This is a genomic window from Halobaculum sp. XH14 (genome assembly GCF_032116555.1).
GTDB lineage: Archaea > Halobacteriota > Halobacteria > Halobacteriales > Haloferacaceae > Halorarum > Halorarum halobium.
On record NZ_CP134949.1, the window covers coordinates 330,445 to 354,255 of the forward strand.

The following is a 23,811-nucleotide window of genomic DNA, read 5'->3' on the forward strand; positions in this document are numbered from 1 at the left end:
GCGCTCCTCGGCTCGCTCCGCTCGCCTGCGCGTCTCGTCCCTCTCGCGCGTCCGCTCGCCCCTCCGGGGCTCGCCGTCACGCGCGCCGGACGGCTGGCCGGGCCTGCATCCTTCGGACTTCCGGGCAAAATTTGACACGCGTTCGGCACCTATCCCGACGCATGCCCCCGAACGGCGACAGCGAACCGAGCCTCACCGAGACCGAGCGCGAGGCCCTCCACGACGCTCAACTCGGCATCGAGCACGTGTTCCGCGCGTACGGCGACCTGCTCGCCTGTCACCACCGCACGGGCCACGCGATGGAGAAGTTCGAGCGGGCCGAGTCGCTGCTCCGCGAGGCCGGCCACGACGAGTTCGCGAACGTCCTCCGGGACGAGTTGCTCCCGGCCGGCGCGGTGGAGGACGCCTGGACGTACGAACTCGTGGAGGCGTTCCGCGAGGGGTTCGTCGACGAGATGGAGGCGTTCGAGTCGGCGCTGCGGGCTGACCTCGCCGACGGGCGCTATCACGTCACCGAGCGGGACCAGCAGCGCCGGTGGCGACGGCGCGCCCGCTCGGACGACTGGGGCGAGTGAGCCCGAACGACGCGGGAGAACTCGGGGACCTCAGTCGTCGTCGACGATGACCTCGACGGGGCCGTCCTCGGATCCGTCCGCCTCCGCGGACGCCGAACCCGCGTTGCGCTCCTGAAACAGGAGCGCGCCCGCGACCACGAGTACGGCCCACGAGCGCCAGTTCGCCAGGTTCAGCGTGTAGCCGATGCCGAACGGCTTCTCCACGAGCATGCCCTCCCCGGGCTGCCAGTACGACGAGAGGAGCCGGCGGATGCTCGGCCGCTCGAAGTTGTACGGGACGCCGAACAGGTCGCCGGACTCGGGCTTGTCAGCCATGTAGCGGGATAACGGCGGCGGGTGATAAATCGTTTTGGCCGCGGTCGGCACCGACGCCGTCAGTCGCCCGCCTCCCGTGCCGACTCGCGCACGAGGGCCGCGGTGGCATCGTCCTCGCCCCGATAGACGTCCCCGTTCAGCCGGACCACGAAGTCGTCGTCGACGAGCAGGTCGACGACCTCCGCCGTCGAGTGGACGTGAGCCTGCGGCATGGGGGTACCGACGAGGTGGTAGCTGTCGTCGGGGTTCTCGTTCCGGACGCGCGTCACGCTCCCCGGCGAGAACGGCCCGACGGGCCGGACCGTCCGGACGACCACGTGGTCGTCCTCCGTCCGCGAGCGGACGTCGAGTTCGATCGGGCCGAGCCCGTGTTCCCGGCGCACGAGCACCGTCCCCGGTGCCCCGAACGCCCGGCGCTCGGGCGGCAGGTCCGCGAGCGCCGCGCTCCGTTCGAGGCCGTGACCGAGGAGGAGCATCGACGCGCCCCGGCCGAGCGCCGCGACCGTCGGGCGTCGGCCGAACGAGAGCCCGGCGACGAGCCCGGACGCCACCAGCCGGCGCTCCTGCTCGGGGGCGAGCGGCGCGCCGGCCAGCACGACGGGCGGACACCGCTCGGCGGCGAGCGCCGCCACGACGGCGTCCGGGACCGCCCCGTCCCCGGCCGGTTCGTAGTAGAGCGCGTCCGGGGCGTCCGATCCCGCCGCGAGCAGCGTCGTGAGCGCGACGGCGTCGTCGACGGGGAACCGGAACGACTCCGTCGCGGCCGGGGTGAACTCGGCGAGATCCGGGACGGTGAGTCGAAGCCGCTGGGACTCGAGCTCGTCCCTGACCTCGAGCGTCCCGTCCTCGCCGGTCGCGACGAAGGAGATCAGCTCCCCGTGCTCACCCGCATCTGTCACGGAGCGAAAGGGGGTCGGAGCGAACGTCAACCCGTCGGCCGGGTGGAAAATCCCCGGGTACAGCATCGGGCAGTGTCCCGCGTCGAACGTCACATCGGGCGCTCGTTCCGGTGATCGCCGGTGACCCGTCTCCTCGCCGACGCGGGATCGGTCCGAGGTCGTCGGAGACGGACGAGACGGAGCGAGGACGGCTGCCGTCGACGAGCAGGACGGGGGCCGGGATGATCATGGAGACGAGTCGGAATCGGAACGCACGCTCCGCTCCCAAAGCCCGATTCGTCGGCGGCGACGTGCCGGTGTTCGCCGGTCGCCGGGGACGTTCGAAACATCAGATATCATCTGATACGAAGAACCACTACGAGAACATTCACGTTTCAATTGATATCTATACTTTTAATCTAGAATATAAGTTTGGATAATTCTGATTATATCGGGAATTCACTACAAATCCACATAAATACTGCAATATGAGGTCTATCATTTGGAGATGAAGAATCACCACATGAATACACCAGCTCTACTTTATAATAGAGTTTTAGATATCTCCTACGAATGTTCCGTTACAGGGATAGGAGTGTAATTTCCTCTCCCTGGACCACGGGGGCGCCCTCCAGTCGGCGGGATGGTCCCGCGAACTGGTCGGCGAGGGCTTCCGCGATCAGTCGACTTGTTCCGTCATACCGGACGCGGGTCATGAGTACGCCAGGTTCACCTCGATCACGTTGGCGACCTGCGTGACCCGGTCGGCGAGTTCGTTCTCCAATCGCCCCGACTGCATCCGGTTTTTCGGCCCCGAGATGCTGAGCGCGCCGAGCGCGTACTCATCGTCGTCGGTGATGGGAGCGGCGACACAGCAGAGTCCCTTGAGCCGCTCCTCCCGGTCGAGCGCGAACCCGCGGTCCCGGACCGCGTCGAGGCGGTCGAGCAGCTCCTCCCGCGTCCCGACCGTGTTCTCGGTCTCCCGCGGGAGGCCGTGTCGCTCGATCACCTCGTCGACGAAGGATTCGGGCCGGTTGGCCAGGATGACCTTGCCGACCGCGGTCGAGTGCAGGTGCTCCCGCTTTCCCAGGAAGGAGTCGAGGTTGACCGCGTTCTCGCCCCGCTTGAGGTCGAGATACACCCCCTTGCCCCGCTCCTCGGTGACTAGGTTCACCAGTTCGCCGGTGTGGGCCGCCAGCTCCCGGAGCTCCGGGCGTGCGAACTCGTACAGGCTCATGTTGTCCCGCCGGTGCCCGCCGTGGTGGAGGAACTTCAGCCCCATCCGGTACTCGCCGTCATCCTTGATCACGTAGCCCGCGTCCACCATCGTCGTGAGGTGATCGTGGACGGTGCTCTTGGCGACGCCCGTCTCGGTCGCCAGTTCGGTGACGCCGGCGCGGCCGAGCCGTTCGAGGGCTTCGAAGATCCGAAACCCGGTTTCGAGCGATTTGACCCGCGAGGAACGTCCTGTCATGTGTTATCTCGTCCCGGGGGCGGCTTCCCCTTAACTGTTCCGCAGGGCCGGACGCGACCGTCCCGGCGAGCGCCGCCGATTTCCCCGAAACCACCGGACGAAGCGGTGGGTCCGTGGTTTTTCGAACCGTTCCCCGTGGGCTTCCTCCACTGGGCGGGTCTTCCGTCCGGCATCGCGGAACGCGGGTTCGGACTGACCGACCGCCGGGCCCGGGGGGAGCCGTTAAGTAGCAGTCGGCGAATCCTGGTCCATGGAGCGAGTCCAGTCACGGGCGGCAGAGAGCGACCTCCCCTTCTCGGAGGCGATCCGACACGGGGACACCGTCTACGTCTCGGGGCAGGGACCCCTCGACGTCGAGACGGGCGAGATAGTCGGCGAGACGCCAGGCGAGCAGACGGACCGGACGCTCGACAACGTCGAACGGATCCTGCACGCCGGCGGCTCCTCGCTGGATTCGGTGCTCAAGGCGACGGTGTATCTCGACGACATCGAGCACTACGACCGCGTCAACGAGGCGTACGGGGCGAGACTCTCCCGGCCGTTCCCCGCGCGGACGGCGATGGAGGTGGTGAACCTGCCCGTCGAGATCATGGTCGAGATCGACGTCATCGCCGCGGTCGAGGAGTGAGCGCAACCGAGCGTCGAAGGTGCGTCCCCGCGGGCGTTACGTCCAGTCGGGGTAGGCGTCCTCGGCCATCTCGTCCAGCGGGAAGAGCGGCCGCGGGATCCGCGAGTAGTCGAACCGGGCCGGGTTCACGGCGCTCGTGCCGGGCGTGTCGATGAGGATCACCTCGCTCGACATCGGACCGTAGTCCCCGAGGAACGCGATCAGGCTCGGGATGCAGATCATCGAGAGCCGTTCGGGCGGCTGCCCGACGTGGCGCCAGATCTCCGCGTCGAACGCCGAGGCCCGCGTTTTCGCCAGCACCACCGTGACCGAGTCGTCCCGGCCACACTGGAACCGGACCGTCGTGCCGACGTGGTTTCGCACTCCCTTCCCCGAGTGGGAGGTGCCCGTGTTCACGTATTCGCCGTCCGTAATCGCCTTGACGTAGCCGTCGACGTCCGCGATCGGCTCGCCGTGGCGGTCGTCGGACTTGCCCCCGATCGTCGTGGTGACCCGGTTGCCGACGCCGGCCGCGAGGCAGTCGTCGACGGCCTCCGGGTCGTACATGATGGCCCAGCCCGCGTCCTCGACGCCCTGGTCGAGCATCTCTCGGAGGACGGTCGTCCCGTTGGACGCGCCGCCGCCGCCGGGGTTGGACCCGAACTCCGCCATGACGATCGGCCCGTCCTCGGGGCCGTGGTCGGCGGCGAGCTCCCGGGCCTTCCGGATCGCTTCCGGCGGTTTCGGGTACTCCTCGACGAACTCCTCGCGCATCTCCCAGGCGAGTTCCGCCATCTCGCGTGACACCTCGCGTGCCAGGTCCGGGTCGTCGTCGGTGACCACGGGGACGGTAAAGCCCATCTCCGGGATGTCGGCGTGGTAGAACCCGGGGAGGACGTTCACCTTGAGGACGCCGTCGCGTCCTTCGAGTTCCCTCGCGCGGGCCATCACCTCCGCCATCGGCCCCTCGGGCGTGTACGCCTTCGGCTGGTAGGCGATGATGGGCGGCCGTTCGAGGTGCATCGTCGGCGAGACGTCACCCTCGATGGCGCGGACGAGGAGTCGCATCCCCCTGCGACCCGTCTCCGCCTTGTCCAGGTGGGGGTACGTCTCGTAGGCGACCAGCGCGTCCGCGGCCGCGACCATCCGCTCGGAGACGTTGGCGTGGAGGTCGAGCGTCACCACGATGGGGACCTCCGCTCCCACCACGTCCCGGACCGCCTCGACGAGCGGTCCTTCGCCGTCCGTGTGCGTCTCCGAGACCATCGCGCCGTGGAGCGGCAGGACGACCCCGTCGAGGTCGTCCCCGTGCTCGCGGGCGCCCGCCAGGATGCGGTCGCTGTAGAACTCGTACGTCTCATCCTCGACGACCCCGCCCGGGGTCGCGAAGGCCGAGACGGTGTGAACGAGGTCGACGCCCGCCTCGTCGGCAACGTCGATGACACCGCCGACCGCGGTTTCGGTGCCGCGCAGGTTCTCCCGGACCCCCTCCGAGAGGTACTCCTGTCTCTTCTGGAAGTCGTCCCTGGTGACCGGTTCGGGGACGAACGTGTTCGTTTCGTGGGCGAACGCGCCGACGAGGACTGTGTGTGTCATTGACCCGGCGTTACGGAAAGGGCGAATCGTCCTAATATAGTTTCCCCCGGTCGGGCCGTCAGCCCGGAAGGCGTCGATTTCCGGAACGCATCGACCCCGGGACGCGTCGATTCCCGGAAACCGTCGACCCTCGGCCGGGACGCTACACCTGCGTGATCGCTTCCTTGGCCGCCTCGAGCGCCTCGTCGATGTGGGCGTCCGTGTGGGCGTGCATCAGGTTGATGCGGCCGGTCTTCGGGGGGAGGAAGATGCCCTCTCCGATCATGGCGCTCGCGAACCGCTCGTACGGCTCCTCCTCGGTGTGCGGGGCGAGGTCCCGCCACTCGCGCCACTCCGCCGGGTCGCTCTCGCCGTCCGTGAAGTGGACGTAGAAGAAGCCGCCGAACTCGGGGACGAACACGTCGTGGCCGGCGTCGCCGATGATCTCGCGGAGCCCCCCGGTCAGTCGCTCGCCCCGCTCGTACAGGTCGGCGTAGCCGCTTTCGCCCGTCTCCTGCAGCAGTTCGAGGTTTGCGTGCGCGGCGGCGACGACGAGCGGGTTCCCGGAGAACGTCCCCATGAACGTCGCCCTGTCCGACCCCGCCTCGAGGAACCGCATCACGTCCTCCCGCCCGGTCAGCGCCGCACAGGGGTAGCCGTTCGCCATCGCCTTGCCGAACACCGCGAGGTCGGGGTCGACGTCGAAGTAGCCCTGCGCGCCCTGGAGGCCCATCCGGAACCCGGTCACCACCTCGTCGAGGATGAGCAGCACGTCGTGCTCGCGGGTCAGCCGCCGGAGGTCCGCGAGGTAGCCGTCGTCCGGCCAGAGCAGGCCGCTGTTGCTCATGACGGCCTCGGTCACCACCGCGGCGATCTCGTCGCCGTCCCGTTCGAGTTTCTGTTCCAGCAGTGCGGCGTCGTTCCACGGGATCGACTCGACCGTCTCCATCGTCGCCCGCGGGACTCCCGTCGTCTCGGGGATCCGCGTCGGGTTCGACCGCGTCCCGAGGCTCTCCACGTCGGGGTGGACGTTGACGAGCGCGTAGTCCGTGTGCCCGTGGTACATCCCCTCGAACTTGAGGACCTTCTCCTTACCCGTGTAGGCGCGTGCGAGCCTGAGCGCGCTCATGATCCCCTCCGTGCCCGTGCTGATGAACTTGGTCAGGTCGCTGGCCGGGACCATGTCGTTGAGCAGTTCCGCGGCCTCGAGTTCCCGCTCGTACGTCGTCGCGAAGTACGCGCCGCGGTCGACCTGCCGTTTCACCGCCGCCCGCTGGGCCGCCGGCCCGTGGCCGTTGATGATCGAGGAGACGCCACAGTGGAAGTCGAGATACGTGTTCCCGTCGACGTCGGTGAGTTCGGCGCCGTCGCCCTCCCGCATGTAGATCATCGGGTACGGGGCGTACGAGCTCTTGCCCCGGTAGTTCGACGACGTGGCTTCGGGGAGCTCCCCGTCGGCCGCCCGCTGGAGCGCCAGGGACCGGGAAAACTCGTCCAGCCCCCGGGCCCCGTACGGCTCGTGCTCCGCTCTGGATACTGATGGCTCCCGTGCCGAGTGCTTACCCATGGACAACCGTTACCAAGGACGTTAATAAAAATTCCGCAGCCAGCAACGACCCTCGGCGGTCGAGAGTGACGTTCGACCACTTATTCACGATTTAGCGCACATTCGTCAAGTTTTCTACGCCGCGACTGTGGATCGTTCGACGATCGCCCCGCGAACGGCGAACGCCGCAGATACCGGACGCCGGGCGTGGCCCGACACCGGAGGACGGGTAAACCCTTTTGTCGTCGCTGGGAGAGTGCCAGCCATGGAGCCCGACGTTACCGCGACCGGCCGTACCGCCTGGGGGAGCCACACCGCCGGGGAGATCCGGGAGATCGCCTCCCGGGACGGCTCGGTGCTCGTCGTCCCGGTCGGCAGCATGGAACAGCACGGCGAGCACCTCCCCGTCTCGACCGACTCCGTCCTCGTCGCCGAGATCGCGGCGCTGGGCGCGGAACGCGTCGCTGACGACGTGCCGATCCTCGTCCTGCCGCCGCTGTGGAGCGGCTACTCGCCACACCATCTCTCGTTCGGCGGGACGGTCTCCCTGGAGTTCGACCACATGCACCGGGTGCTCGAAGACGTCGCGACCACGGCGCTCGAGAACGGGTTCGACGCGCTGCTCCTGTTGAACGGCCACGGCGGGAACGTCTCGCTCCTGAACGGGGCGGTCAGCACCATCGGCACGGCACAGCCCGACGTCGAGGTGCTGGGACTGACGTACTTCCGGCTCGCGGCCGAGTTCGTCGGCGAGATCCGGGACAGCGAACTCGGGGGGATGGGCCACGGCGGCGAGTTCGAGACGTCGCTCATGCTGTACCTGCGGGAGGAACTCGTCGGCGACGGCGACCGCCCGGCGACCGAGATGGACGAGCCGTACGAAACGGGGATCAGCGACATGTTCGAGGGCGGCCCGCTCGCGGTGTACCGCGGGTTCGAGGAGTACTCCGCCAGCGGTGCGATCGGCCGCCCGGACCTCGCCTCGGCCGAGAAGGGCGAGCGACTGTACGACCGGCTCGGCGACGAACTCGAGTCGGTGCTGCGCGACGTCCACGACAGAAACCGGTCGTAGGCGACGGACGGCGACGCTCCGGTCGGGGGCCGACGACGATCCGCCTACGACTGCCGGTCGGCTCCGACGTTCACGGTGACGTTCTTCACCTGGCTCATCTCGTCGATCGTGTAGCGGCCGCCGATCCGGCCAACCCCGCTGTTCGTGCCCGAGTGTCCGCCGACCGGGGTGTGTGTCTCCCAGTGGGCGCTCCCCTCGTTGACGTTGACGAGCCCCGTCTCCAGCCGCTCGGCGAAGTAGTACATCGTCGAGATCGTCTCGGTGAACACGCCGCTCGAGAGGCCGAGGTCGACGTCGTTCGTGATCCGGATCGCCTCGTCGTACTCGCCGAACGTGATGATCGGCGCGATGGGGCCGAACGTCTCCCGCTCGTTGGTGAGCATCCCCGGAGTCACGCCGTCGAGCACCGTCGGCTCGTAGTACAGGTCGGTCGGCCGGTCGTCGTCGAGCGACCCGCCGTGGAGCAGGTCCGCACCCTGGGCGACCGCGTCATCGACGTGGTCGTGCATCTTCTCGGCGACGTCCCGGTTGTTGAGCGGCCCCATGTCGGTCGATTCGTCGAGCGGGTGGCCAAGCGAGACGTCCGCGGCGTGTGCGACGAGCAGGTCGCGGAACTCCTCGTGGACGTCCTCGTGGACGAGGATTCGTTCGCTCGCCGTGCAGATCTGGCCGGCGTTGGTGAAACAGCCGTTCGCCACGGTCCGTGCGGCCCGCTCGACGTCGGCGTCGTCGAGGACGATCACGGGGCCGTTCCCGCCGAGTTCGAGCAGCGTCGGCTTCGCGCCCGCGTTCCGCGCAACGAGGTCGCCCGTCTCGGGGCTCCCGGTGAAGCCGACGGCGTCGGTGCCCGGGTCGGTGACGACGGCCTCGCCCACCACCGGCCCGTCGCCCGTGACGAGGTTCAGGGCCCCGTCGGGGAGCGACGTCCCGGCGAACGCCTCGACCAGTTTCACGGAGATGACCGACGTCGACGGCGCCGGCACCCAGACGACAGCGTTGCCGACCCCGAGTCCGGGGCCGAGATACTCGCTGGGGATCGTCACCGGGTAGTTCCAGGGCGTGATGACGCCGTACACCCCGTGGGGCTGTCGGATCGTGAAGATTCGCGTGTCGGGGTCCTCGGCGGGGATCGTCTCGCCGCCCGCCCGTTTGACGTTCTCGGCGGCGTCGCGGTACATCTCGGCCGCCAGTTCCAGTTCGACCCGCGCCTCGGCGAGCGGCTTGCCCTGGTCCGCGGAGAGCCAGCGGGCGAGCGAGTCGCGCTCCGCGTCGAGGGCCGCCGCGAGTTCGTGGACCATGTCCGCGCGCTCGAACGCGGTCATCGACGCGAGTTCCGCCTGCGCCTCACCGGCGGCCGCGACCGCCTCGGCGACGTCCTCGGCCGTCCCCCTGGCGACCGACCCGATCGTGTCGCCCGTCGCGGGGCTTCTCGCCCGCTCCGTCTCGCTCGCGTCCCTCCACTCCCCGTCGATGTACAGTCCGTACTCCTCCACCGGGAGGTCGTACTCGGACGGTCGGCTGTTCGATCCCATGCTCGGGGGGTCGCGTCGCCCCGAGTTAAATTCCGGTGGCCTCGACGGATCCCGGGTCGCCCCGCCGGCGCGTTCGGCGGACGCGGAACCGCGACCCGTCTGACTCCCGCCGCGCCTGTAGTTAGAATTATATACTCCTAGTTGGAGTGTCATGGTATGCCTAGCCACAGGCGCAAGTTCCTGAAGAGAGCGGCAGTGACAGGTTCCCTGGTCGGACTCGCCGGCTGTCAGGGAGACGGGGGTGACGCCACGCCAGCGGAGACTCAGACTCCCGAGCCAGGCGTCGAGTACGAGGAGGTGGACGCCGTATCGTGGCTCACCCTCTCGCGCGAGGACAACCCCGGCTACTACGAGGAGGCCCAGCAGGCGATGGGGATGCTCGAGGAGATCGGCTTCCAGTTCGACGAGAGCGTCTACGAGTCCGGCCAGTGGGTGAACACCCTGTTCGCGAAGGACTACGACATCGCGAACATCGGCTGGTCCAACACCGTCGAGCGGCTGTTCCCCTACTACAACCTCTACTTCAGCTTCCACTCCCAGTACGCGGGGCCCGACGGCGGGAACTTCTCGAACTTCGTCAGCGACGAGTACGACCAGGCCGTCGAGAACTTCGCCAGCGAGATGGACGAGGACGCGCGCCAGGAGCTCGCCTACCGTTGTCAGGAGATCCTCGCACGGAACGTCCCGACCGCGTTCACGACCCACCCGTCCTCGCTCATCGCACACAACACCGAGGAGTTCTCGGGGTGGGACCCGATGGTCGGCGAGTGGGCCTACTTCAACCCGACCACCCTGAAGTCGGCGACGCGGCAGGCCGGCGACGGCACGGTCGTGTTCGCGACGACCGCGCCGCCCGAGCAGTACCCGAACTTCATGTCCCACACCGGGCCGGCGGCCGTCTTCCTGCACAAGCTCAACTACGACCCGCTGGTGCAGATGTCCACCACCGGCCGGCCCATCGCCGAGGGCGCGGCCGAGAGCTGGGAGGTCGTCGACGACACCACCATCGACGTGACGCTCCGGTCGGGGATGACCTGGCACGACGGCGAGCCCGTCACCCCCGAGGACGTCAAGTTCACCTGGGACTACGCGACCGAACACGGCATCCCGTATCTCGCCTCGGACATCGAGCCGTACGAGAGCTCCGAGGTCACCGGCGAGAACTCGATCCGGTTCACCCTCTCGAACCCGTTCGCGGGGTTCATCCCGGTCAGCATGTACCGCGTCCCGATCATCCCCCAGCACGTCTGGGAGGGCGTCACCGCGGAGAACGACCTCGATCACCCCGGCCAGTGGGAGAACCCGGACATGACGGGCAGTGGGCCCTTCCGGATGGTCAACTACGAGCCGGGGAACCGGATCGTCTTCGAGAAGCACGCCGACCACTACGCGGCCGGCGAGTACGACTTCGACTCCATCGTCTACAACATCTACGGGACGAACTCGACGGCGGTCGGCGACGTCATCAACGGCAACGCCACGTTCACGCAGGGGCTCGGCTACACCGACTGGCAGCGCGCCCAGAACAGCGACACGGCCGAGGCGATCGAGAACCCGAGCATCCAGGCGAACGGCCTGTTCTTCAACGTGAACAACGAGCCGTTCAACGACGTGCTCGTCCGGCAGGCGATGGCGTACGCGCTCAACCGGACCGAGATCGCACAGACCGTCCACCAGGGGTACGCACAGCCCGCGAAGTCGCCCGTCGCGCCCGCGAACGAGGGGTACCACAACCCGGACGTGGCGGCCTACGAGTTCAGCCTGCAGCAGGCTAGGAGCCTGCTGGAGGAGAGCGGGTTCCGGTACGAGGGTGACACGCTCATGAAGCCGGTCGACTGGGAGCCCACGACCGAGTACGTAAGCGTCAGCGACTGAACAGGCCCCCAAACCTATTTACGGATGTCCGCGCCACCGAACGCACAGACGGTTCCGACGCCAGCCCCCCGGAGGTCGATTCCACACCAATGAACCAGAAACTGAAGTTCGTCCTGCAGCGGTTCGCGCTGATGCTGATCTCGCTGTTCGCGGTGATCACCATCCTGTTCCTGCTGTTCCGGCTGATGCCCGGCAACCCCGCCAGCCAGCTCGTCTCGCCGCGGTTCTCGGAGGCCGAACGGCAGGCATTGCTCGCACAGCACGGGCTCACCGAACCGCTGCACGTCCAGTACGTCGTCTACCTCCAGAACGTGGCCCAGGGGAACCTGGGCATCTCGTTCCAGCACGGGAGCCCGGTCGTCCCGTTCCTGCTCAACAAGACGTTGAACACCCTCTCGATCACGGTGCCGGCGCTGCTGCTCGCGTTCACGTTCGGCCCGTTCATCGGCGCCAACTTCGCGTGGAACCGCAACGAGAGCATCGACGCGTACGGCACCGGGGCCGTCCTGATCGCCTTCGCCGCGCCCATCTTCTGGACGGGCATGTTGAGCATCATGGTGTTCTCGTTCTGGCTCGGCTGGCTGCCCGCGGCGGGGATGCACTCGGCGACGTACACGGAGACGTCGCTTGTGGATCGCTTCTTCTCGGTGGGCTTTCTCAGGCACGCGATCCTCCCCATCGCCATCTTCGCGCTCTGGCGGCTGAGCCAGCCGACGCTCATCATGCGGAACAACATGATCGACCTCATCGGCTCGGACTTCATCAAGCTGAAGCGCGCCGAGGGGCTCGACGAGCGGACGATCATGTACCGGCACGGGGCCCGTAACGCGCTGCTCCCGCTGGTCCACTACATGGCGCTCGCGTTCGGCTTCGCCTTCGGCGGGTCGATCATCCTCGAGACGGTGTTCTCCTGGCCCGGGGTCGGCCAGGCGATGTGGAACGCGGTCCGCGCGAGCGACTACCCGGTCGCACAGGGCGCGTTCACGATCATCTCGGTCGCCATCATCCTCCTGAACTTCCTGGTCGACGTGCTGTCGGTGTACATCGACCCGCGCGTCGCCGACTCGGGGGTGGAAACGTGATGGAAGTCGTCCTCGGTCGGCTCTCGCGGAGCCAGCGGATCCAGTTCGAGCACTACCGCTCGCGGCTGGTCGAGGCGGTCGCCGTCTTCCGCGAGAACCGGATGGCGATGGTCGGGGCCGCCGTCGTGGCGCTGACGCTGTTCATGGCGATCTTCGCGCCGGTGCTCGCGCCCTACGAGCCGACCGAGACGGTGTACAACGACGAGGGGACGCCCGCGACGCTCCAGCCCCCGAGCGCCGAGTACCCGATGGGGACGAACCACCTCGGCCAGGACATCCTGAGCCAGTGGATCTACGGGAGCCAGGTCTCGCTGCTGGTCGGGTTCCTCTCCGGGCTCTCGGTGGTCGCCATCGGGACGACCGTCGGGCTCGTCGCCGGCTACTACAAGGGGACGATCGACCTGGTCCTCATGCGCGTCGTGGACGTCCTCTACGCGATCCCGGCGACGCCGCTCGTCCTGGTCGTCGCGCTGTTCTACGGGAGCTCCGTCTGGACGGTCATCATCGCGATGATCCTCGTGCTCTGGCGGACGTCGGCCCGCCTCATCAGGTCCGAGACGATGTCGCTCGCCGAACAGCCGTTCGTGAAGGCCGCGCGGGCCTCGGGCGCGAGCGACCTCCGCATCATGTTCGTCCACATCGCGCCGATCCTGGTGCCGATCATGCTCGTCGAGGGGACGTTCGTGATGGGCTCGGCGATCCTGCTGGAGGCGGGCATCTCGTTCCTCGGGCTCGGGGCGACCGAGATGATGAGCTGGGGCGTCATGCTCCAGCTCACGTTCTCCAGTGGCGCCATCGCGGTCGCGTGGTGGTGGGTGCTCCCGCCGGGGCTGTCCATCACGGCGCTCGTCGTGTCGTTCTTCTACATCTCGCGTGGCATCGAGGACGTGACCAACCCGCAGATCAGGTGACTACCATGACACTACTCGAACTCGACGATCTCGGCGTGACCTACGAGGAGGACGGCGCGGACGTACACGCGGTCGACGGCGTCGACCTGTCGGTCGAAGCCGGCGAGACGCTCGGCATCGTCGGCGAGAGCGGCTGTGGCAAGTCGACGGTGATCAAGTCGCTCGTCGACATCCTCGACGAGAACGGCTCGGTGTCGGCCGGGGAGATCCGGTTCCGCGGCGAGGACCTCGTGGGCTTCTCACAGGAGCGACTGAACGAGGAGGTCCGGTGGACCGAGATCTCCTACATCCCGCAGAACGCGATGGCGTCGCTCGACCCGGTGTACCGCATCGGTGCACAGATAATCGAGGTGATTCGGGCACACACCGACGCGACCGAGGGGGAGGCGCGGGCCCGGGCGGAGGAACTGCTGGTCGACGTCGGCCTCGACGCGGAACGGCTCTCCGATTACCCGCACGAGCTCTCGGGCGGGCAGCGCCAGCGCGCCGTCATCGCGCTCGCGCTCGCACTCGAGCCGTCGGTCATCCTCGCCGACGAGCCGACGACCGGCCTCGACGTCGTCATCCAGGACGAGATCCTCAAGCTGCTCTCGGAGATCCAGGCGGAGGTGAACTGCGCCATCGTGCTCGTCACCCACGACATGAGCGTCGTCGCCGAGATCGCCGACACGATCGCCGTGATGTACGGCGGCCGGGTGATGGAGGTCGGGGACACGACCGACGTGTTCACCGACAGCACCCACCCGTACACGATCGGGCTGAAGAACGCGTTCCCGACGCTTGAGCGCGGGAGCGACACGTCGCGGCTCGTCTCCATCCCGGGGTCGCCGCCGAACCTCCGGCACCCGCCCTCCGGCTGTCGGTTCACGGACCGATGCCCGTTCGCGACCGAGGAGTGTACGGCCGTCGAGCCGCCGACGGTCGAGGTCGGCGACGGGCAGCGCGCGAAGTGTCACTACACGGACCGGGCGGCCGAGTTCAGGCGCCGCGGGGAGTCATCGGACGTCTGGCTCGAAGCCGGAGGTGACGACTGATGGCGGCACAGGAAGCGAACTCCTCGACGCTGTTCGACGTCCGCGACCTCCGGAAGTGGTTCCGGTCCACGGGCGAGGCGTCGCTGCTCTCGTCGCTGTTCTCGGACCCGAGCCACCTGAAGGCGGTCGACGACGTCGCATTGACGATCGACCGCGGCGAGATCGTCGGGCTCGCGGGTCAGAGCGGCTGCGGGAAGTCGACGCTCGGCGAACTGCTGGTCGGGCTCCAGGAGCCGACCGGCGGGGAGATCACGTTCGACGGGGAGCCGCTTTCGGAGTTCGGCGGCTCCGAGATGCAGGCGTTCCGGCGGCGGGCACAGGTCATCTTCCAGGACCCGTACGAGGCGATGAACCCGCGGTTCCCGGTCGCCCGCATCGTCTCCGAGCCGCTGAAGATCCACGGCATCGGCGACCGCGAGTCCCGGACCGACCGGACCATCGAGACGCTCGAGGAGGTCGGCCTCTCGCCGCCCGAGAAGTACCTGGACAAGCTCCCGGGGGAGCTGTCGGGCGGGGAGCGTCAGCGGGTGTGTATCGCCCGGGCGATCATCCTCGATCCGGACTTCCTCGTGGCCGATGAGCCGGTCTCGATGCTCGACGTGAGCGTCCGGACCGGCATCCTCCACCTGTTCGAGCGCCTGCAGGCAGAGCGGGACCTCTCGATCCTGTACATCTCACACGACCTCTCGACGATCAACTACCTCGCGGACCGCACGATGATCATGTACCTCGGCAAGATCGTGGAGACCGGGCCGACCGAGGAGGTGATCCACGAGCCCTCCCACCCGTACACGGAGGCGCTGCTCGACTCGGTCCCGAACCCGGATCCGAGCGCGACCCGCTCGTGGGGGAAGCTGGAGGGGAAGGTGCCCAGCCCGACCGACGTCCCGAGCGGCTGTCGGTTCCACCCGCGCTGTGAGTACGCGACCGAGGAGTGTACCGAGTCCGAACCGGCGCTGAAAGAACGGGGCCGGACGGGTCACGACGTGGCCTGCATCCACCCGCTCCATGAGTCCTGAGACGATGTACCTGCGATCCACACGCACACCGACCGGCCGTTCGAGGAGTCGACCATGAGCGCGACCGTCGCCGACGTCGAGGCGATCCCCGTCGAGATGGCCGTGACCTCCCTCGAGGCGGGCGGCATCGCCCCGTACGTCGGGAACGCCTCCTCGGTCGAGGAGGTCGAACGCGTGCTGCTCAGGCTGACGACCGAGTCCGGGATCGAGGGCTGGGGCGAGATCAGGCCCTCCCCGTCGGTCGAGTCGACGGTCGGGGTGCTGGAGGCCGACGTGATCCCGGCGGCGGTCGGCCGGGAGGTCTGGGAGATCGAGTCGTTCGTCCGCTCGTTCGAGTACGAGTATCTCGACCTGAACGGCTACGTCGCCGGCGTGGAGATGGCGATGTGGGACGCGCTGGGGAAGCACCTCGACGCGCCGCTCCACCGGCTCATCGGCGGGAAGTGCGCCGACGAGGTTCCGATCGCGAACACGCTCGGAATTCTCGACCCGGAGGAGTCCCGGACGTACGCCCGCCGGGCGCTCGAGGCGGGGTACGACGTCCTCAAGACGAAGGCGGGCAGGGACTGGGAACGGGACGTCGAGCGGGTCGTGGCGATGCACGAGGAGGTCGACGGCGAACTGGAGTTCCGCGTCGACCCGAACCAGGGGTGGCGCTTCGAGGACGCCGTCCGCGTCGGCGCCAGACTGGAGGACGAGGGAATCTACCTCCAGTACCTCGAACAGCCGATCCGCATCGACTCCGTCGGCACGTACGAGCGCCTGCGGAACCGGCTCAGGACGCCCGTCGGCATCAACGAGGACGCGTACTTCCCGCGGCACCTCTCACAGCTTCTCAGCGCGGACGCCATCGACGTCGCCGTCGTCGACCTCGTGCCGGCCGGCGGGGTGCTCGCGCTGAAGGGACAGGCCGCCGTGGCGGACGAGCACGGCGTCTCGGTCGCCCACCACGACGGGTTCGACCTCGGGATCAAGAAGGCGGCCGTGTTGCACGCGGTCGCCAGCACGCCGGCGATCAACCTCGCGGTGGACACCGTCTACCAGGCGTGGGACGATCATCTCCTCGAGGAGCCGCTCACGGTCGCCGACGGGGCGATGCCGGTCCCCGAGGGCCCGGGGCTCGGCGTGTCGGTCGACGAGGGGAAGCTGGAGCGGTATCGGCTGGACTGAGCGTCCGTCAGGCCGGTCGCGAAACCGTCGGGGACCGAGCGTCGAGCGAGCGTTCGAACGCGCTCAGCCGTGTCGGCAGGGGTTCGAGAGTTCGCCGATGCCCTCGACGCCGACCGTGATCTCGTCGCCATCCTCGAGGTAGATCGGCGGCTCCCGGAACGCGCCGACGCCGGGCGGCGTCCCGGTGAGGATGACGTCGCCGGGGACGAGCGTGAACGCCTCGCTGCAGAAGGAGACGAGTTCGTCGATGCCGAACAACAGGTCGGCCGTCGTCGACTCCTGGAGGCGTTCGCCGTTCAGATCGGCCCACAGCGCGAGGTCCTCGGGGTCGCCGAGTTCGTCCCCGGTCACGAGTTCGGGGCCGAGCGGGCAGAACGTGTCGAGCGTCTTCCCCCGGACCCACTGGTCGTCGGCGAACTGGAGGTCCCGGGCCGAGACGTCGTTCGCCACGGTGTAGCCCGCGAGGTACTCCCGCGCGTCGGCCTCGTCGACGCGGCGCGCCTCCCGACCGACGACGGCCGCCAGTTCGACCTCGTAGTCGACCTCGTCGGTGAGCGCCGGGTCCCACGCGATCGGGGCGTCGGGCCCGGTGATCGCCGTCGGGTACTTCGAGAAGAGGACGGGGTTCTCGGGGGCCGTCTCGCCCGTTTCCTCGACGTGTTCGACGTAGTTCAGGCCGACGCAGATGACCTTCTGTGGGTCCTCGACCGGCGCGAGGAGATCGACGTCGGGTCGGTCGTGCGTTCCGACGCCCGCCTCCCGGGCGTGGGCCGCGAGCAGGTCGAGCTTCTCCCGCCAGCGTGGCTGGGACAGGAGTTCGCGTGTGCTCCCGGGGACGCCGACGTCGAGGGCCTCGCCGACCGTCCGCAGGTCGGCGACGACGCCCTCGTCCGGCAGCGAGACCCCGACGCGGGACGTGGTTCCGTCGCTGGTGAATCGAACGAGTCGCATGGTACTCCCATCGCTCACGGGTGGCATTAGCGTTTGGTCCACGGGGAATTTCGTGGCTCGGGTCGATCGAAGTCGATGAGATATGACAGAAAATCTTATATTCTACTTACTTCACAAAATTCTGATGGTTATTCGAGCGAGACAATGCCTCGGCCCCTCCTCGATTCCCACTTTCACGCTTCCGGCGTCTCCTCGGCTTCAGGGAACCGGAAGAATCACTGTACCCGGGTGCTTTTCGTCCTCGGCCACACGGATTTCCCCTTCGACGTCGGTCCGACCATCGTCGTCCACGAGTCCGATTCCGCGATGGTCACGCTCGGTCGCGTTCGCCCGGTGAAACGCTGCCAGTCGTTCGACGAAACGACTGAGTGCGGCGTCATCGACGCCGCGGACGTCGTGGCTCCGAAGCCGTGGACGCCTGCTGTACTTCCGATCCGACGATTCTCCGGCCGCGACTCGCGGATCGACGAGCAGGCCCGGATGGGCCGTCGGGAGCTAAAATAATATTCGAAACATGTGTATATCACTATTCGAATGGTTCTCTCACTGGTCGAGCCCCTTGACCGCCTCGAAGACGTCGATCGAGTCCCGACGGACCGGCATCGCCGCGATGCCGGGATCGGACTCGCTCGTGGGTGAGGGCGGTCGCGGAGAGTCCGGTTTTATCACCGTCGTCCCCGATGGCGTTGCTAATGAGTCTCGAATCATACCTCGACGGCTTCGAGAGGCGCGACTGGCGGACGGCCACGGACGGGACCGTCCGGCTCGCCGTCATCGGGCTCGGCTGGTGGACGCTCGATCAGGCGATCCCCGCGATCACCGGGGCGGAACGCTGTGAGACGACCGTCGCGGTCAGCGGCTCGACGGAGAAGGCCGACCGCGTCGCGGCCGAACGGGCGACCGTCGAGCACGGGCTCACCTACGACGAGTTCCACGAGGGCGTCGCGTCGGACGCCTACGACGCCGTCTACGTCTGCTCGCCGAACGCGCTCCATCTGCCGTACGTCGAAACCGCCGCCGAACTCGGGAAGGCGGTCCTCTGTGAGAAACCGATCGAGGCCAGCGTGGAGCGGGCCCGGGAGATGGTCGAGGTCTGTGCGGACGCCGACGTGCCGCTGGCGGTCGCCTACCGGATGCAGACCGAACCGGCGATCCGACGCGCCAGGGAGCTCGTCCGGGCCGGCGCCATCGGCGACCCCGTTCACGCGATCGGCACAAACTCCCAGACGATGGTCGACCTGGCCGAGAGTCCGAACCAGTGGCGGCTGAACCCGGACCTGGCCGGGCCCGGCGCCACGGTGACCGACATCGGGATCTACCCGCTGAACACGACGCGGTTCCTCCTCGACGCCGACCCCGTCGCCGTCCAGGGGGTCATGCGCTCGGAGCACGACGCGTTCGCCGACGTCCCCGACGAACACGCCGCGTTCACGACGACGTTTTCGGACGGCACGTACCTGGCCTGTACGGCCAGCCAGAACGCCCAGTCCTCGACGAGCCTCAGACTCGTCGGCACCGAGGGCGAACTGTACGTCGAGCCAGCCTACCACATGGAGACGGAGCTCCGCGTGACCCGCGGCGGCACCAGCGTCGCGCTCGACACGCCGGGGGTCAACCAGATGACCGAACTGTTCGACTACTTCGCCGACCGCGTGCTCAGCGGCGCCGAGATCGGCCCGGACGGGGAACACGGCGTGATCGACATGCGGGCGATCGAAGCGATCTACGAGGCGGCGTCGTCGGGACGGACGGTCGAACTCGACTGAGACGGGCGATCGCGGGAGCACACAGTGATGACCCTGGGGCGACGACGTGAATCCGTGATGGATCCGAACGGGACCGACGTCCTCTGTCCGCTCGTGACGCCGTTCCTCGGGGACGGCGGGGCCGACGGCGTGGACGTCGAGACGCTGGAAACGCACGTCGAGTGGCTGGTCGAGGCGGGGATCGACGGCCTCGTGCCGGTCGGGACGACCGGCGAGTTCGCCAGCCTCACCGACGAGGAACGCGAAACGGTGATCCGGACGACCGTCGACGCCGCGCCGGCGGACGTGCCGGTCGTCGCGGGCGCCGCCGCGACGAGCGTCGTCGACGCCGCCGGGTGGGTCGACCGCGTGGACGACCTCGGCGCCGACGCGGCGCTCGTCCCGCCGCCGTACTTCCACGGCGCGAGCGGGCCGGCGGGACACCGCCGATTCTTCGAGTCGGTCCTCGCCCGGTCGAGCGGCGACGTGTTCCTCTACAACTTCCCCGGCCCGGTCGGCGAACCGCTTCCCGCCGAGGTGGCGGTCGCGCTGGCGGAGCGACCACGCGTCCGCGGACTCAAGGATTCGAGCGGCGACGTCGACTATCTCGGCCGCGTGCTGGCGCGGACGGGACCGTCGTTCCCGGTGCTCGTCGGCGCCGATTCGCTCCTCGGGACCGGAGTCGCGGTCGGCGCCGCGGGCGGGGTGAACGGCCTCGCCAACGTCGCCCCGAAACAGCTTCTCGAGATCGCCGAGTTCGCGGGCGAGGGCGACGTCCGCGGCGCGAGGGACCGGACCCGCCGGCTCCGCCCGCTGCTCGAGGCCGCCGCCGCGCACGGCTACGCCGGGACCGTCAAGGCCGGCCTGGTGGCCCGCGGGATCTACGGGACGGCGGCGGTCAGGCCGCCGCTCGTTCCGCCAGCCGAATCGGCGTGCGAGGCGATCGGGGAGGCCGTCTCCACCCTCCTCGAGGAGTCGTAACCCGCGCTCTCCCCGGGAATCGGTCGGCGGACGTCCCGCCGGACTACCACTCGGCCACGCTCCCGTCGGGATGGCGCCAGACTGACGCGTCGGGGTCGTTCGTGGTGTCGAGCGGCCGGAACGCGTCCTCGTCGAGTTCGATCCCCAGTCCCGGGCCGTCCGGGATCTCGACGTAGCCGTCCTCGTACGCGAGCGCCGACGGGTCCGCGAGGTAGTCCCGGAGTTCGGCCCCCTCGTTGTAGTGGATGTGGAGGCTCTGTTCCTGGATGAGCGCGTTCGGCGTGCAGGCGTCGAGCTGGAGGCACGCGGCCAGCGCGATCGGTCCCAGGGGGCAGTGGGGCGCGAGCGCGACGTCGTACGCTTCGGCCATGCTGGCGATCTTCTTCACCTCGGTGATGCCGCCGGCGTGTGAGAGGTCGGGCTGGATCACGTCGACGGCCCCCTGTTCGAACAGACGCTTGAACTCCCAGCGGGAGAACAGCCGTTCGCCCGTGGCGATCGGCGCCGTCGTCTTCGCGGCGACCGACGGCAGCGCCTCCTCGTGCTCGGGGAGCACCGGCTCCTCGAGCCACAGCGGGTCGTACTCGTCGACCGCGGCGGCAAGCCGCGGCGCCATCGGCTTTGCGACCCGCCCGTGGAAGTCGAGCGCGATATCCCGCTCCGGCCCGATTTCGTCCCGGACGGCCGCGACGCGATCGCGGGCCGCCTCGACTTCCGCGGCGGCGTCGATCCGGCGGAGTTCGGAGGTGGCGTTCATCTTCAGCGCGGTGAAGCCGTCCTCGACGCGCTCGCGGGCCGCCTCGGCGACCTCACCGGGCCTGTCGCCGCCGATCCACGCGTACACCCGAATCCGGTCGCGCGCTCGCCCGCCGAGCAGGTCGTGGACTGGCGCGCCCAGCGCCTTCCCCTTGAGGTCCCAGAGCGCCTGGTCGATGCCGGCGATGGCGGCCATGAGCACCGGCCCCCCGCGGTAGAACCCGCCCCGGTACATGGTGCTCCAGTGGTCCTCGATCCGGGCGGGGTTCTCGCCGACGAGGTAGCTGTCCAGCAGTTTCTCCATCGCCTCCGTGACGGTGTCGTACCCCCCGAGCCCCACGGCCTCCCCCCAGCCGACGTGCCCGTCGCTCGTCGTCAGCTTCAGGAACACCCAGCGCGGCTCGACCGCGTACACGGCGTAGTCAGTGATGTGCATCCGGAAACACCACCGTCGCGGGTGAACTTTACTCGTTCGGCGCGCGCTTCGGCGAATCCGGTCGTCGCCTACGCGGTCCGCACGTCCAGATCGAGGGCCCGTTCGGGAGCGTCGATCACGGCCAGATCGACGGCCTCGACGGTCGGCCCGCCGAGCACGAAGCGGTCCTCGTCCGCGCCGGCGACCTGCACCCGGTCGCTCGTGAAGTTCAGCACCCAGCAGTAGCCGTCCCGCCGCATGACGCGCACGCCCTCGGGCAGTCGATCCGTGTAGTCGACGCCGGCGTCGTCCAGCAGGTCGGTCATAAGCGCGTCCACGAGCGCGTCGTCGGGCCAGCAGCCGCAGTAGGTCGCCGTCCCGCCGCCGACGGCGTTCCTGACGACCGCCGGGCTCCCGTCCGCGGCTCCCCCGCGGTAGCTCCCTAGCTCCGTCCCCTCGTCGGGGTCGAGCCACGAGGCCCACGTCCGGAACTCGTGGGTCGAGCCGCCGTACTCGAGGCGCGTGTCGAGACGCTCCGGAAGCGTCTCGTGGCGTTCGACTCGCAGGCCGGCGAGCGACGAGAGGGGGCCGGGCGCGAGCGAGTCGTGGAGCTGATTGGACCGGTCCTTCTCGCCGGTCCGCGCGCCCAGCAGGAGCGACCCGCCCGACTCGACGTAGTCGGCCAGCGCCGCGACGAGGGCGTCGTCGACGAGGTGGAGCGTCGGCGCGACGACCGCGTCGTAGCCGTCGAGGTCCGCCCGCGGGGAGACGACGTCCACCTGCAGTCCGCGGGCGCGGAGCGCGTCGTAGTAGGTCCGCAGGTGGTGCCAGTAGTCCCACTCCGGGGCGTGGGGCTGCTGCTCGGTCGCCCACAGGCTCTCGTAGTCGTGGACGACGGCGACCGGCGCGTCGACCGGACCGAGGTCGAACAGTTCGTCCGCGGCCGTCGCCGCCTCGTGGTAGCCGCGGTCGGGCGAGCCGTCCTGCCGACGGAGCCCGGCGTGGTACTGTTCCTGTCCCTGACGGCATCGCCGCCAGCGGAAGTAGACCACCGCGTCGGCGCCGTGTGCGACCGCCTGGTGGGCCCACAGGCGCATCGCCCCGTCGGCCGGTTGCGGCGAGCGGGGCGGCCAGTTCACGTCGCCGGGCTGCTGTTCCATCACCCAGAACGGTCCGTCGGACGCGCCGCGCTGGAGGTCGTGGTTCATGCTCACCTGGTCGGGGTTGCCGGCCCGCAGCTGGTCGGCCGTCGCGGGTTCGGGCTGGCGGTCCTGGACGAACCCGGTCGGGTACGAGTCCCACGAGAGGAAGTCGAGGTCCCCGGCGAGCCGGTACGCGTCGAGCGAGATCTCGCCGACGAAGTTGTGCGTGACCAGCCAGTCGTCGTTCGCCTCGCGGATCAGGTCGGCGTGCAGCCGGTTGTACTCGGCGACGCTGTCGTTGCTGAACCGCTCGTACTCCAGCAGCCTGGTCGGATGATGCGCGGCGGGCGTCGGGCCCGGCGGCTCGACGCGCTCGAAGCCTTCGTACTGCTGGCTCCAGAACGCCGTCCCCCACGCCTCGTTGAGGTCCTCGACGGAGTCGTAGCGCTCGGCGAGCCACGCGCTGAACGCCTCCGAGCAGTCCTCACAGTAGCAGGTGACCGTGTCGTGACAGCCGAACTCGTTGTCGGTCTGCCAGCCGACGACGGCGGGATGGTCGGCGTAGCGCTCGGTCAGCCGCCGGACGATCCGTCCCGTCTCCGCCCGGTAGGTCGGCGAGTTGACGCACGTGAACCGGCGGCTCCCCCACTCGCGGGGCGTCCCGTCCATCTCGCGCTGGCGGACGTCCGGGTGCTCGTCGACCAGCCACTTGGGCGGCGTCGCGGTCGGGGTACACAGCACCGCCTCCATCCCGTACTCGTCGACGAGGTCGAGCGCCTCGTCCAGCCAGCCGAACGCGAACTCGCCGCGCTCGGGTTCGATCCGGCCCCACGCGAACTCCCCCATGCGCACGTACTCGATGCCCGCGTCGGCCATCTCGCGGACGTCGGTCTCCCACCGCTCGGCCGGCCAGTGCTCCGGAAAGTAGCAGACGCCGATCGACATACCCGCACCTCGGAGCCACCCCCTAAATGTCTTTCCGGTCGCCACCCGTCGGGCCCGCCCCGGTCCGCGCCCGGGTTGGCCGCACCATCGCTCGTCGCCCCGGCACCGAACGGCCGATGCCGTTCCGCTGTGCGGGCAGTCGGAACAGTATGAATACGATACTATTCAGCATTGCTACCTTCGAGGGTCCCCCTGACCGCTTCGGTCCAGC

General features: G+C 68.7%; 21 protein-coding genes. 12 read left to right on the plus strand and 9 right to left on the minus strand.

Features of this window, described 5'->3' with window-relative positions:
• Positions 1-161: 161 nt before the first annotated feature.
• The gene (locus RJT50_RS01670) at positions 162-575 is read left to right on the plus strand and encodes a hypothetical protein (RefSeq protein ID WP_313693457.1); all 414 of its coding nucleotides are present in this window, start codon (positions 162-164) and stop codon (positions 573-575) included.
• 30 nt (positions 576-605) lie between these two features.
• Here the strand turns inward: RJT50_RS01670 and RJT50_RS01675 are convergent, their stop codons facing one another.
• The 3 genes from RJT50_RS01675 to RJT50_RS01685 all read right to left on the minus strand — a co-directional run bounded on the left by RJT50_RS01675 (position 606) and on the right by RJT50_RS01685 (position 3,242).
• The gene (locus tag RJT50_RS01675) at positions 606-890 is read right to left on the minus strand and encodes a DUF5808 domain-containing protein (protein WP_313693458.1); all 285 of its coding nucleotides are present in this window, start codon (positions 888-890) and stop codon (positions 606-608) included.
• A 59-nt stretch (positions 891-949) separates the two neighbouring features.
• Positions 950-1,789: a hypothetical protein gene (locus RJT50_RS01680; protein ID WP_313693461.1), complete on the minus strand. Its 840-nt coding sequence runs from the start codon at positions 1,787-1,789 to the stop codon at positions 950-952.
• A 691-nt stretch (positions 1,790-2,480) separates the two neighbouring features.
• On the minus strand, positions 2,481-3,242 hold the full coding sequence (locus RJT50_RS01685; protein WP_313693463.1) for an IclR family transcriptional regulator: 762 nt from the start codon (positions 3,240-3,242) through the stop codon (positions 2,481-2,483).
• Positions 3,243-3,492: 250 nt separating this feature from the next.
• Here RJT50_RS01685 and RJT50_RS01690 point away from each other — a divergent pair, with 250 nt between their 5' ends.
• Positions 3,493-3,870, plus strand: a complete 378-nt coding sequence (locus RJT50_RS01690) for a RidA family protein (protein WP_313693466.1) — start codon at positions 3,493-3,495, stop codon at positions 3,868-3,870.
• A gap of 36 nt (positions 3,871-3,906) precedes the next feature.
• On the opposite strand, the gene RJT50_RS01695 is transcribed toward RJT50_RS01690, so the two are convergent.
• Both RJT50_RS01695 and RJT50_RS01700 read right to left on the minus strand, forming a co-directional pair.
• Positions 3,907-5,445 carry a M81 family metallopeptidase gene (locus tag RJT50_RS01695; RefSeq protein WP_313693468.1) on the minus strand — a complete coding sequence of 513 codons (1,539 nt, stop codon included), beginning with the start codon at positions 5,443-5,445 and terminating at the stop codon, positions 3,907-3,909.
• A 142-nt stretch (positions 5,446-5,587) separates the two neighbouring features.
• Positions 5,588-6,991: an aspartate aminotransferase family protein gene (locus tag RJT50_RS01700; RefSeq protein ID WP_313693469.1), complete on the minus strand. Its 1,404-nt coding sequence runs from the start codon at positions 6,989-6,991 to the stop codon at positions 5,588-5,590.
• A 244-nt stretch (positions 6,992-7,235) separates the two neighbouring features.
• Here RJT50_RS01700 and RJT50_RS01705 point away from each other — a divergent pair, with 244 nt between their 5' ends.
• The gene (locus tag RJT50_RS01705; RefSeq protein ID WP_313693471.1) at positions 7,236-8,042 is read left to right on the plus strand and encodes a creatininase family protein; all 807 of its coding nucleotides are present in this window, start codon (positions 7,236-7,238) and stop codon (positions 8,040-8,042) included.
• Between the two features lie 44 nt (positions 8,043-8,086).
• Here RJT50_RS01705 and RJT50_RS01710 read toward each other — a convergent pair whose 3' ends face one another.
• A complete protein-coding gene (locus RJT50_RS01710; RefSeq protein ID WP_313693473.1) occupies positions 8,087-9,574 on the minus strand; it encodes an aldehyde dehydrogenase family protein in 1,488 nt (495 codons plus the stop codon).
• Between the two features lie 156 nt (positions 9,575-9,730).
• Here RJT50_RS01710 and RJT50_RS01715 point away from each other — a divergent pair, with 156 nt between their 5' ends.
• The 6 genes from RJT50_RS01715 (at position 9,731) to RJT50_RS01740 (ending at position 16,665) form a co-directional block, all read left to right on the plus strand.
• Positions 9,731-11,449, plus strand: coding sequence for an ABC transporter substrate-binding protein (locus RJT50_RS01715; RefSeq protein ID WP_313693476.1), 1,719 nt, complete (start codon positions 9,731-9,733; stop codon positions 11,447-11,449).
• A gap of 89 nt (positions 11,450-11,538) precedes the next feature.
• A complete protein-coding gene (locus RJT50_RS01720; protein ID WP_313693479.1) occupies positions 11,539-12,531 on the plus strand; it encodes an ABC transporter permease in 993 nt (330 codons plus the stop codon).
• Entirely contained in the window at positions 12,531-13,442 is a 912-nt protein-coding gene (locus tag RJT50_RS01725) for an ABC transporter permease (protein ID WP_313693481.1), read from the plus strand. The genes RJT50_RS01720 and RJT50_RS01725 overlap by 1 nt, the downstream gene beginning before the upstream one ends.
• Before the next feature lie 5 nt (positions 13,443-13,447).
• Positions 13,448-14,476 (plus strand): ABC transporter ATP-binding protein, encoded by a 1,029-nt coding sequence (locus RJT50_RS01730; protein ID WP_313693482.1) that lies wholly within the window; start codon positions 13,448-13,450, stop codon positions 14,474-14,476.
• Complete coding sequence (locus tag RJT50_RS01735) at positions 14,476-15,495, plus strand: ABC transporter ATP-binding protein (RefSeq protein ID WP_313693484.1); 1,020 nt, start codon at positions 14,476-14,478, stop codon at positions 15,493-15,495. Before RJT50_RS01730 ends, RJT50_RS01735 begins: the two co-directional genes overlap by 1 nt.
• 54 nt (positions 15,496-15,549) lie before the next feature.
• Positions 15,550-16,665, plus strand: a complete 1,116-nt coding sequence (locus RJT50_RS01740) for a mandelate racemase/muconate lactonizing enzyme family protein (protein ID WP_313693487.1) — start codon at positions 15,550-15,552, stop codon at positions 16,663-16,665.
• Between the two features lie 63 nt (positions 16,666-16,728).
• Here the strand turns inward: RJT50_RS01740 and RJT50_RS01745 are convergent, their stop codons facing one another.
• Entirely contained in the window at positions 16,729-17,616 is an 888-nt protein-coding gene (locus RJT50_RS01745; protein WP_313693489.1) for a fumarylacetoacetate hydrolase family protein, read from the minus strand.
• A gap of 75 nt (positions 17,617-17,691) precedes the next feature.
• On the opposite strand from RJT50_RS01745, the gene RJT50_RS01750 reads away from it, so the two are divergent.
• From RJT50_RS01750 to RJT50_RS01760, 3 genes are all read left to right on the plus strand, one after another.
• A complete protein-coding gene (locus RJT50_RS01750; RefSeq protein WP_313693491.1) occupies positions 17,692-18,120 on the plus strand; it encodes a hypothetical protein in 429 nt (142 codons plus the stop codon).
• A 188-nt stretch (positions 18,121-18,308) separates the two neighbouring features.
• Positions 18,309-19,382, plus strand: a complete 1,074-nt coding sequence (gfo6, locus tag RJT50_RS01755; protein WP_313693493.1) for a D-xylose 1-dehydrogenase Gfo6 — start codon at positions 18,309-18,311, stop codon at positions 19,380-19,382.
• A gap of 57 nt (positions 19,383-19,439) precedes the next feature.
• A complete protein-coding gene (locus RJT50_RS01760; RefSeq protein ID WP_313693495.1) occupies positions 19,440-20,342 on the plus strand; it encodes a dihydrodipicolinate synthase family protein in 903 nt (300 codons plus the stop codon).
• A 43-nt stretch (positions 20,343-20,385) separates the two neighbouring features.
• On the opposite strand, the gene dgoD is transcribed toward RJT50_RS01760, so the two are convergent.
• Positions 20,386-21,534, minus strand: coding sequence for a galactonate dehydratase (gene dgoD / locus RJT50_RS01765; RefSeq protein ID WP_313693497.1), 1,149 nt, complete (start codon positions 21,532-21,534; stop codon positions 20,386-20,388).
• A 68-nt stretch (positions 21,535-21,602) separates the two neighbouring features.
• The gene (locus RJT50_RS01770; protein WP_313693499.1) at positions 21,603-23,600 is read right to left on the minus strand and encodes a beta-galactosidase; all 1,998 of its coding nucleotides are present in this window, start codon (positions 23,598-23,600) and stop codon (positions 21,603-21,605) included.
• Between the last annotated feature and the right edge of the window lie 211 nt (positions 23,601-23,811).

Excerpts from the sequence above, each read along its gene's own strand:
- RJT50_RS01685 (WP_313693463.1), bottom strand. The coding sequence starts at position 3,242 with ATGACAGGACGTTCCTCGCGGGTCAAATCGCTCGAAACCGGGTTTCGG.
- RJT50_RS01745 (WP_313693489.1), bottom strand. The coding sequence starts at position 17,616 with ATGCGACTCGTTCGATTCACCAGCGACGGAACCACGTCCCGCGTCGGG.
- RJT50_RS01675 (WP_313693458.1), bottom strand. The coding sequence starts at position 890 with ATGGCTGACAAGCCCGAGTCCGGCGACCTGTTCGGCGTCCCGTACAAC.
- gfo6 (WP_313693493.1), top strand. The coding sequence starts at position 18,309 with ATGAGTCTCGAATCATACCTCGACGGCTTCGAGAGGCGCGACTGGCGG.
- RJT50_RS01740 (WP_313693487.1), top strand. The coding sequence starts at position 15,550 with ATGAGCGCGACCGTCGCCGACGTCGAGGCGATCCCCGTCGAGATGGCC.
- RJT50_RS01720 (WP_313693479.1), top strand. The coding sequence starts at position 11,539 with ATGAACCAGAAACTGAAGTTCGTCCTGCAGCGGTTCGCGCTGATGCTG.
- RJT50_RS01770 (WP_313693499.1), bottom strand. The coding sequence starts at position 23,600 with ATGTCGATCGGCGTCTGCTACTTTCCGGAGCACTGGCCGGCCGAGCGG.
- RJT50_RS01705 (WP_313693471.1), top strand. The coding sequence starts at position 7,236 with ATGGAGCCCGACGTTACCGCGACCGGCCGTACCGCCTGGGGGAGCCAC.
- RJT50_RS01670 (WP_313693457.1), top strand. The coding sequence starts at position 162 with ATGCCCCCGAACGGCGACAGCGAACCGAGCCTCACCGAGACCGAGCGC.
- RJT50_RS01735 (WP_313693484.1), top strand. The coding sequence starts at position 14,476 with ATGGCGGCACAGGAAGCGAACTCCTCGACGCTGTTCGACGTCCGCGAC.
- RJT50_RS01750 (WP_313693491.1), top strand. The coding sequence starts at position 17,692 with ATGAGATATGACAGAAAATCTTATATTCTACTTACTTCACAAAATTCT.
- RJT50_RS01690 (WP_313693466.1), top strand. The coding sequence starts at position 3,493 with ATGGAGCGAGTCCAGTCACGGGCGGCAGAGAGCGACCTCCCCTTCTCG.
- RJT50_RS01730 (WP_313693482.1), top strand. The coding sequence starts at position 13,448 with ATGACACTACTCGAACTCGACGATCTCGGCGTGACCTACGAGGAGGAC.
- dgoD (WP_313693497.1), bottom strand. The coding sequence starts at position 21,534 with ATGCACATCACTGACTACGCCGTGTACGCGGTCGAGCCGCGCTGGGTG.
- RJT50_RS01725 (WP_313693481.1), top strand. The coding sequence starts at position 12,531 with ATGGAAGTCGTCCTCGGTCGGCTCTCGCGGAGCCAGCGGATCCAGTTC.
- RJT50_RS01760 (WP_313693495.1), top strand. The coding sequence starts at position 19,440 with ATGGATCCGAACGGGACCGACGTCCTCTGTCCGCTCGTGACGCCGTTC.
- RJT50_RS01700 (WP_313693469.1), bottom strand. The coding sequence starts at position 6,991 with ATGGGTAAGCACTCGGCACGGGAGCCATCAGTATCCAGAGCGGAGCAC.
- RJT50_RS01695 (WP_313693468.1), bottom strand. The coding sequence starts at position 5,445 with ATGACACACACAGTCCTCGTCGGCGCGTTCGCCCACGAAACGAACACG.
- RJT50_RS01715 (WP_313693476.1), top strand. The coding sequence starts at position 9,731 with ATGCCTAGCCACAGGCGCAAGTTCCTGAAGAGAGCGGCAGTGACAGGT.
- RJT50_RS01710 (WP_313693473.1), bottom strand. The coding sequence starts at position 9,574 with ATGGGATCGAACAGCCGACCGTCCGAGTACGACCTCCCGGTGGAGGAG.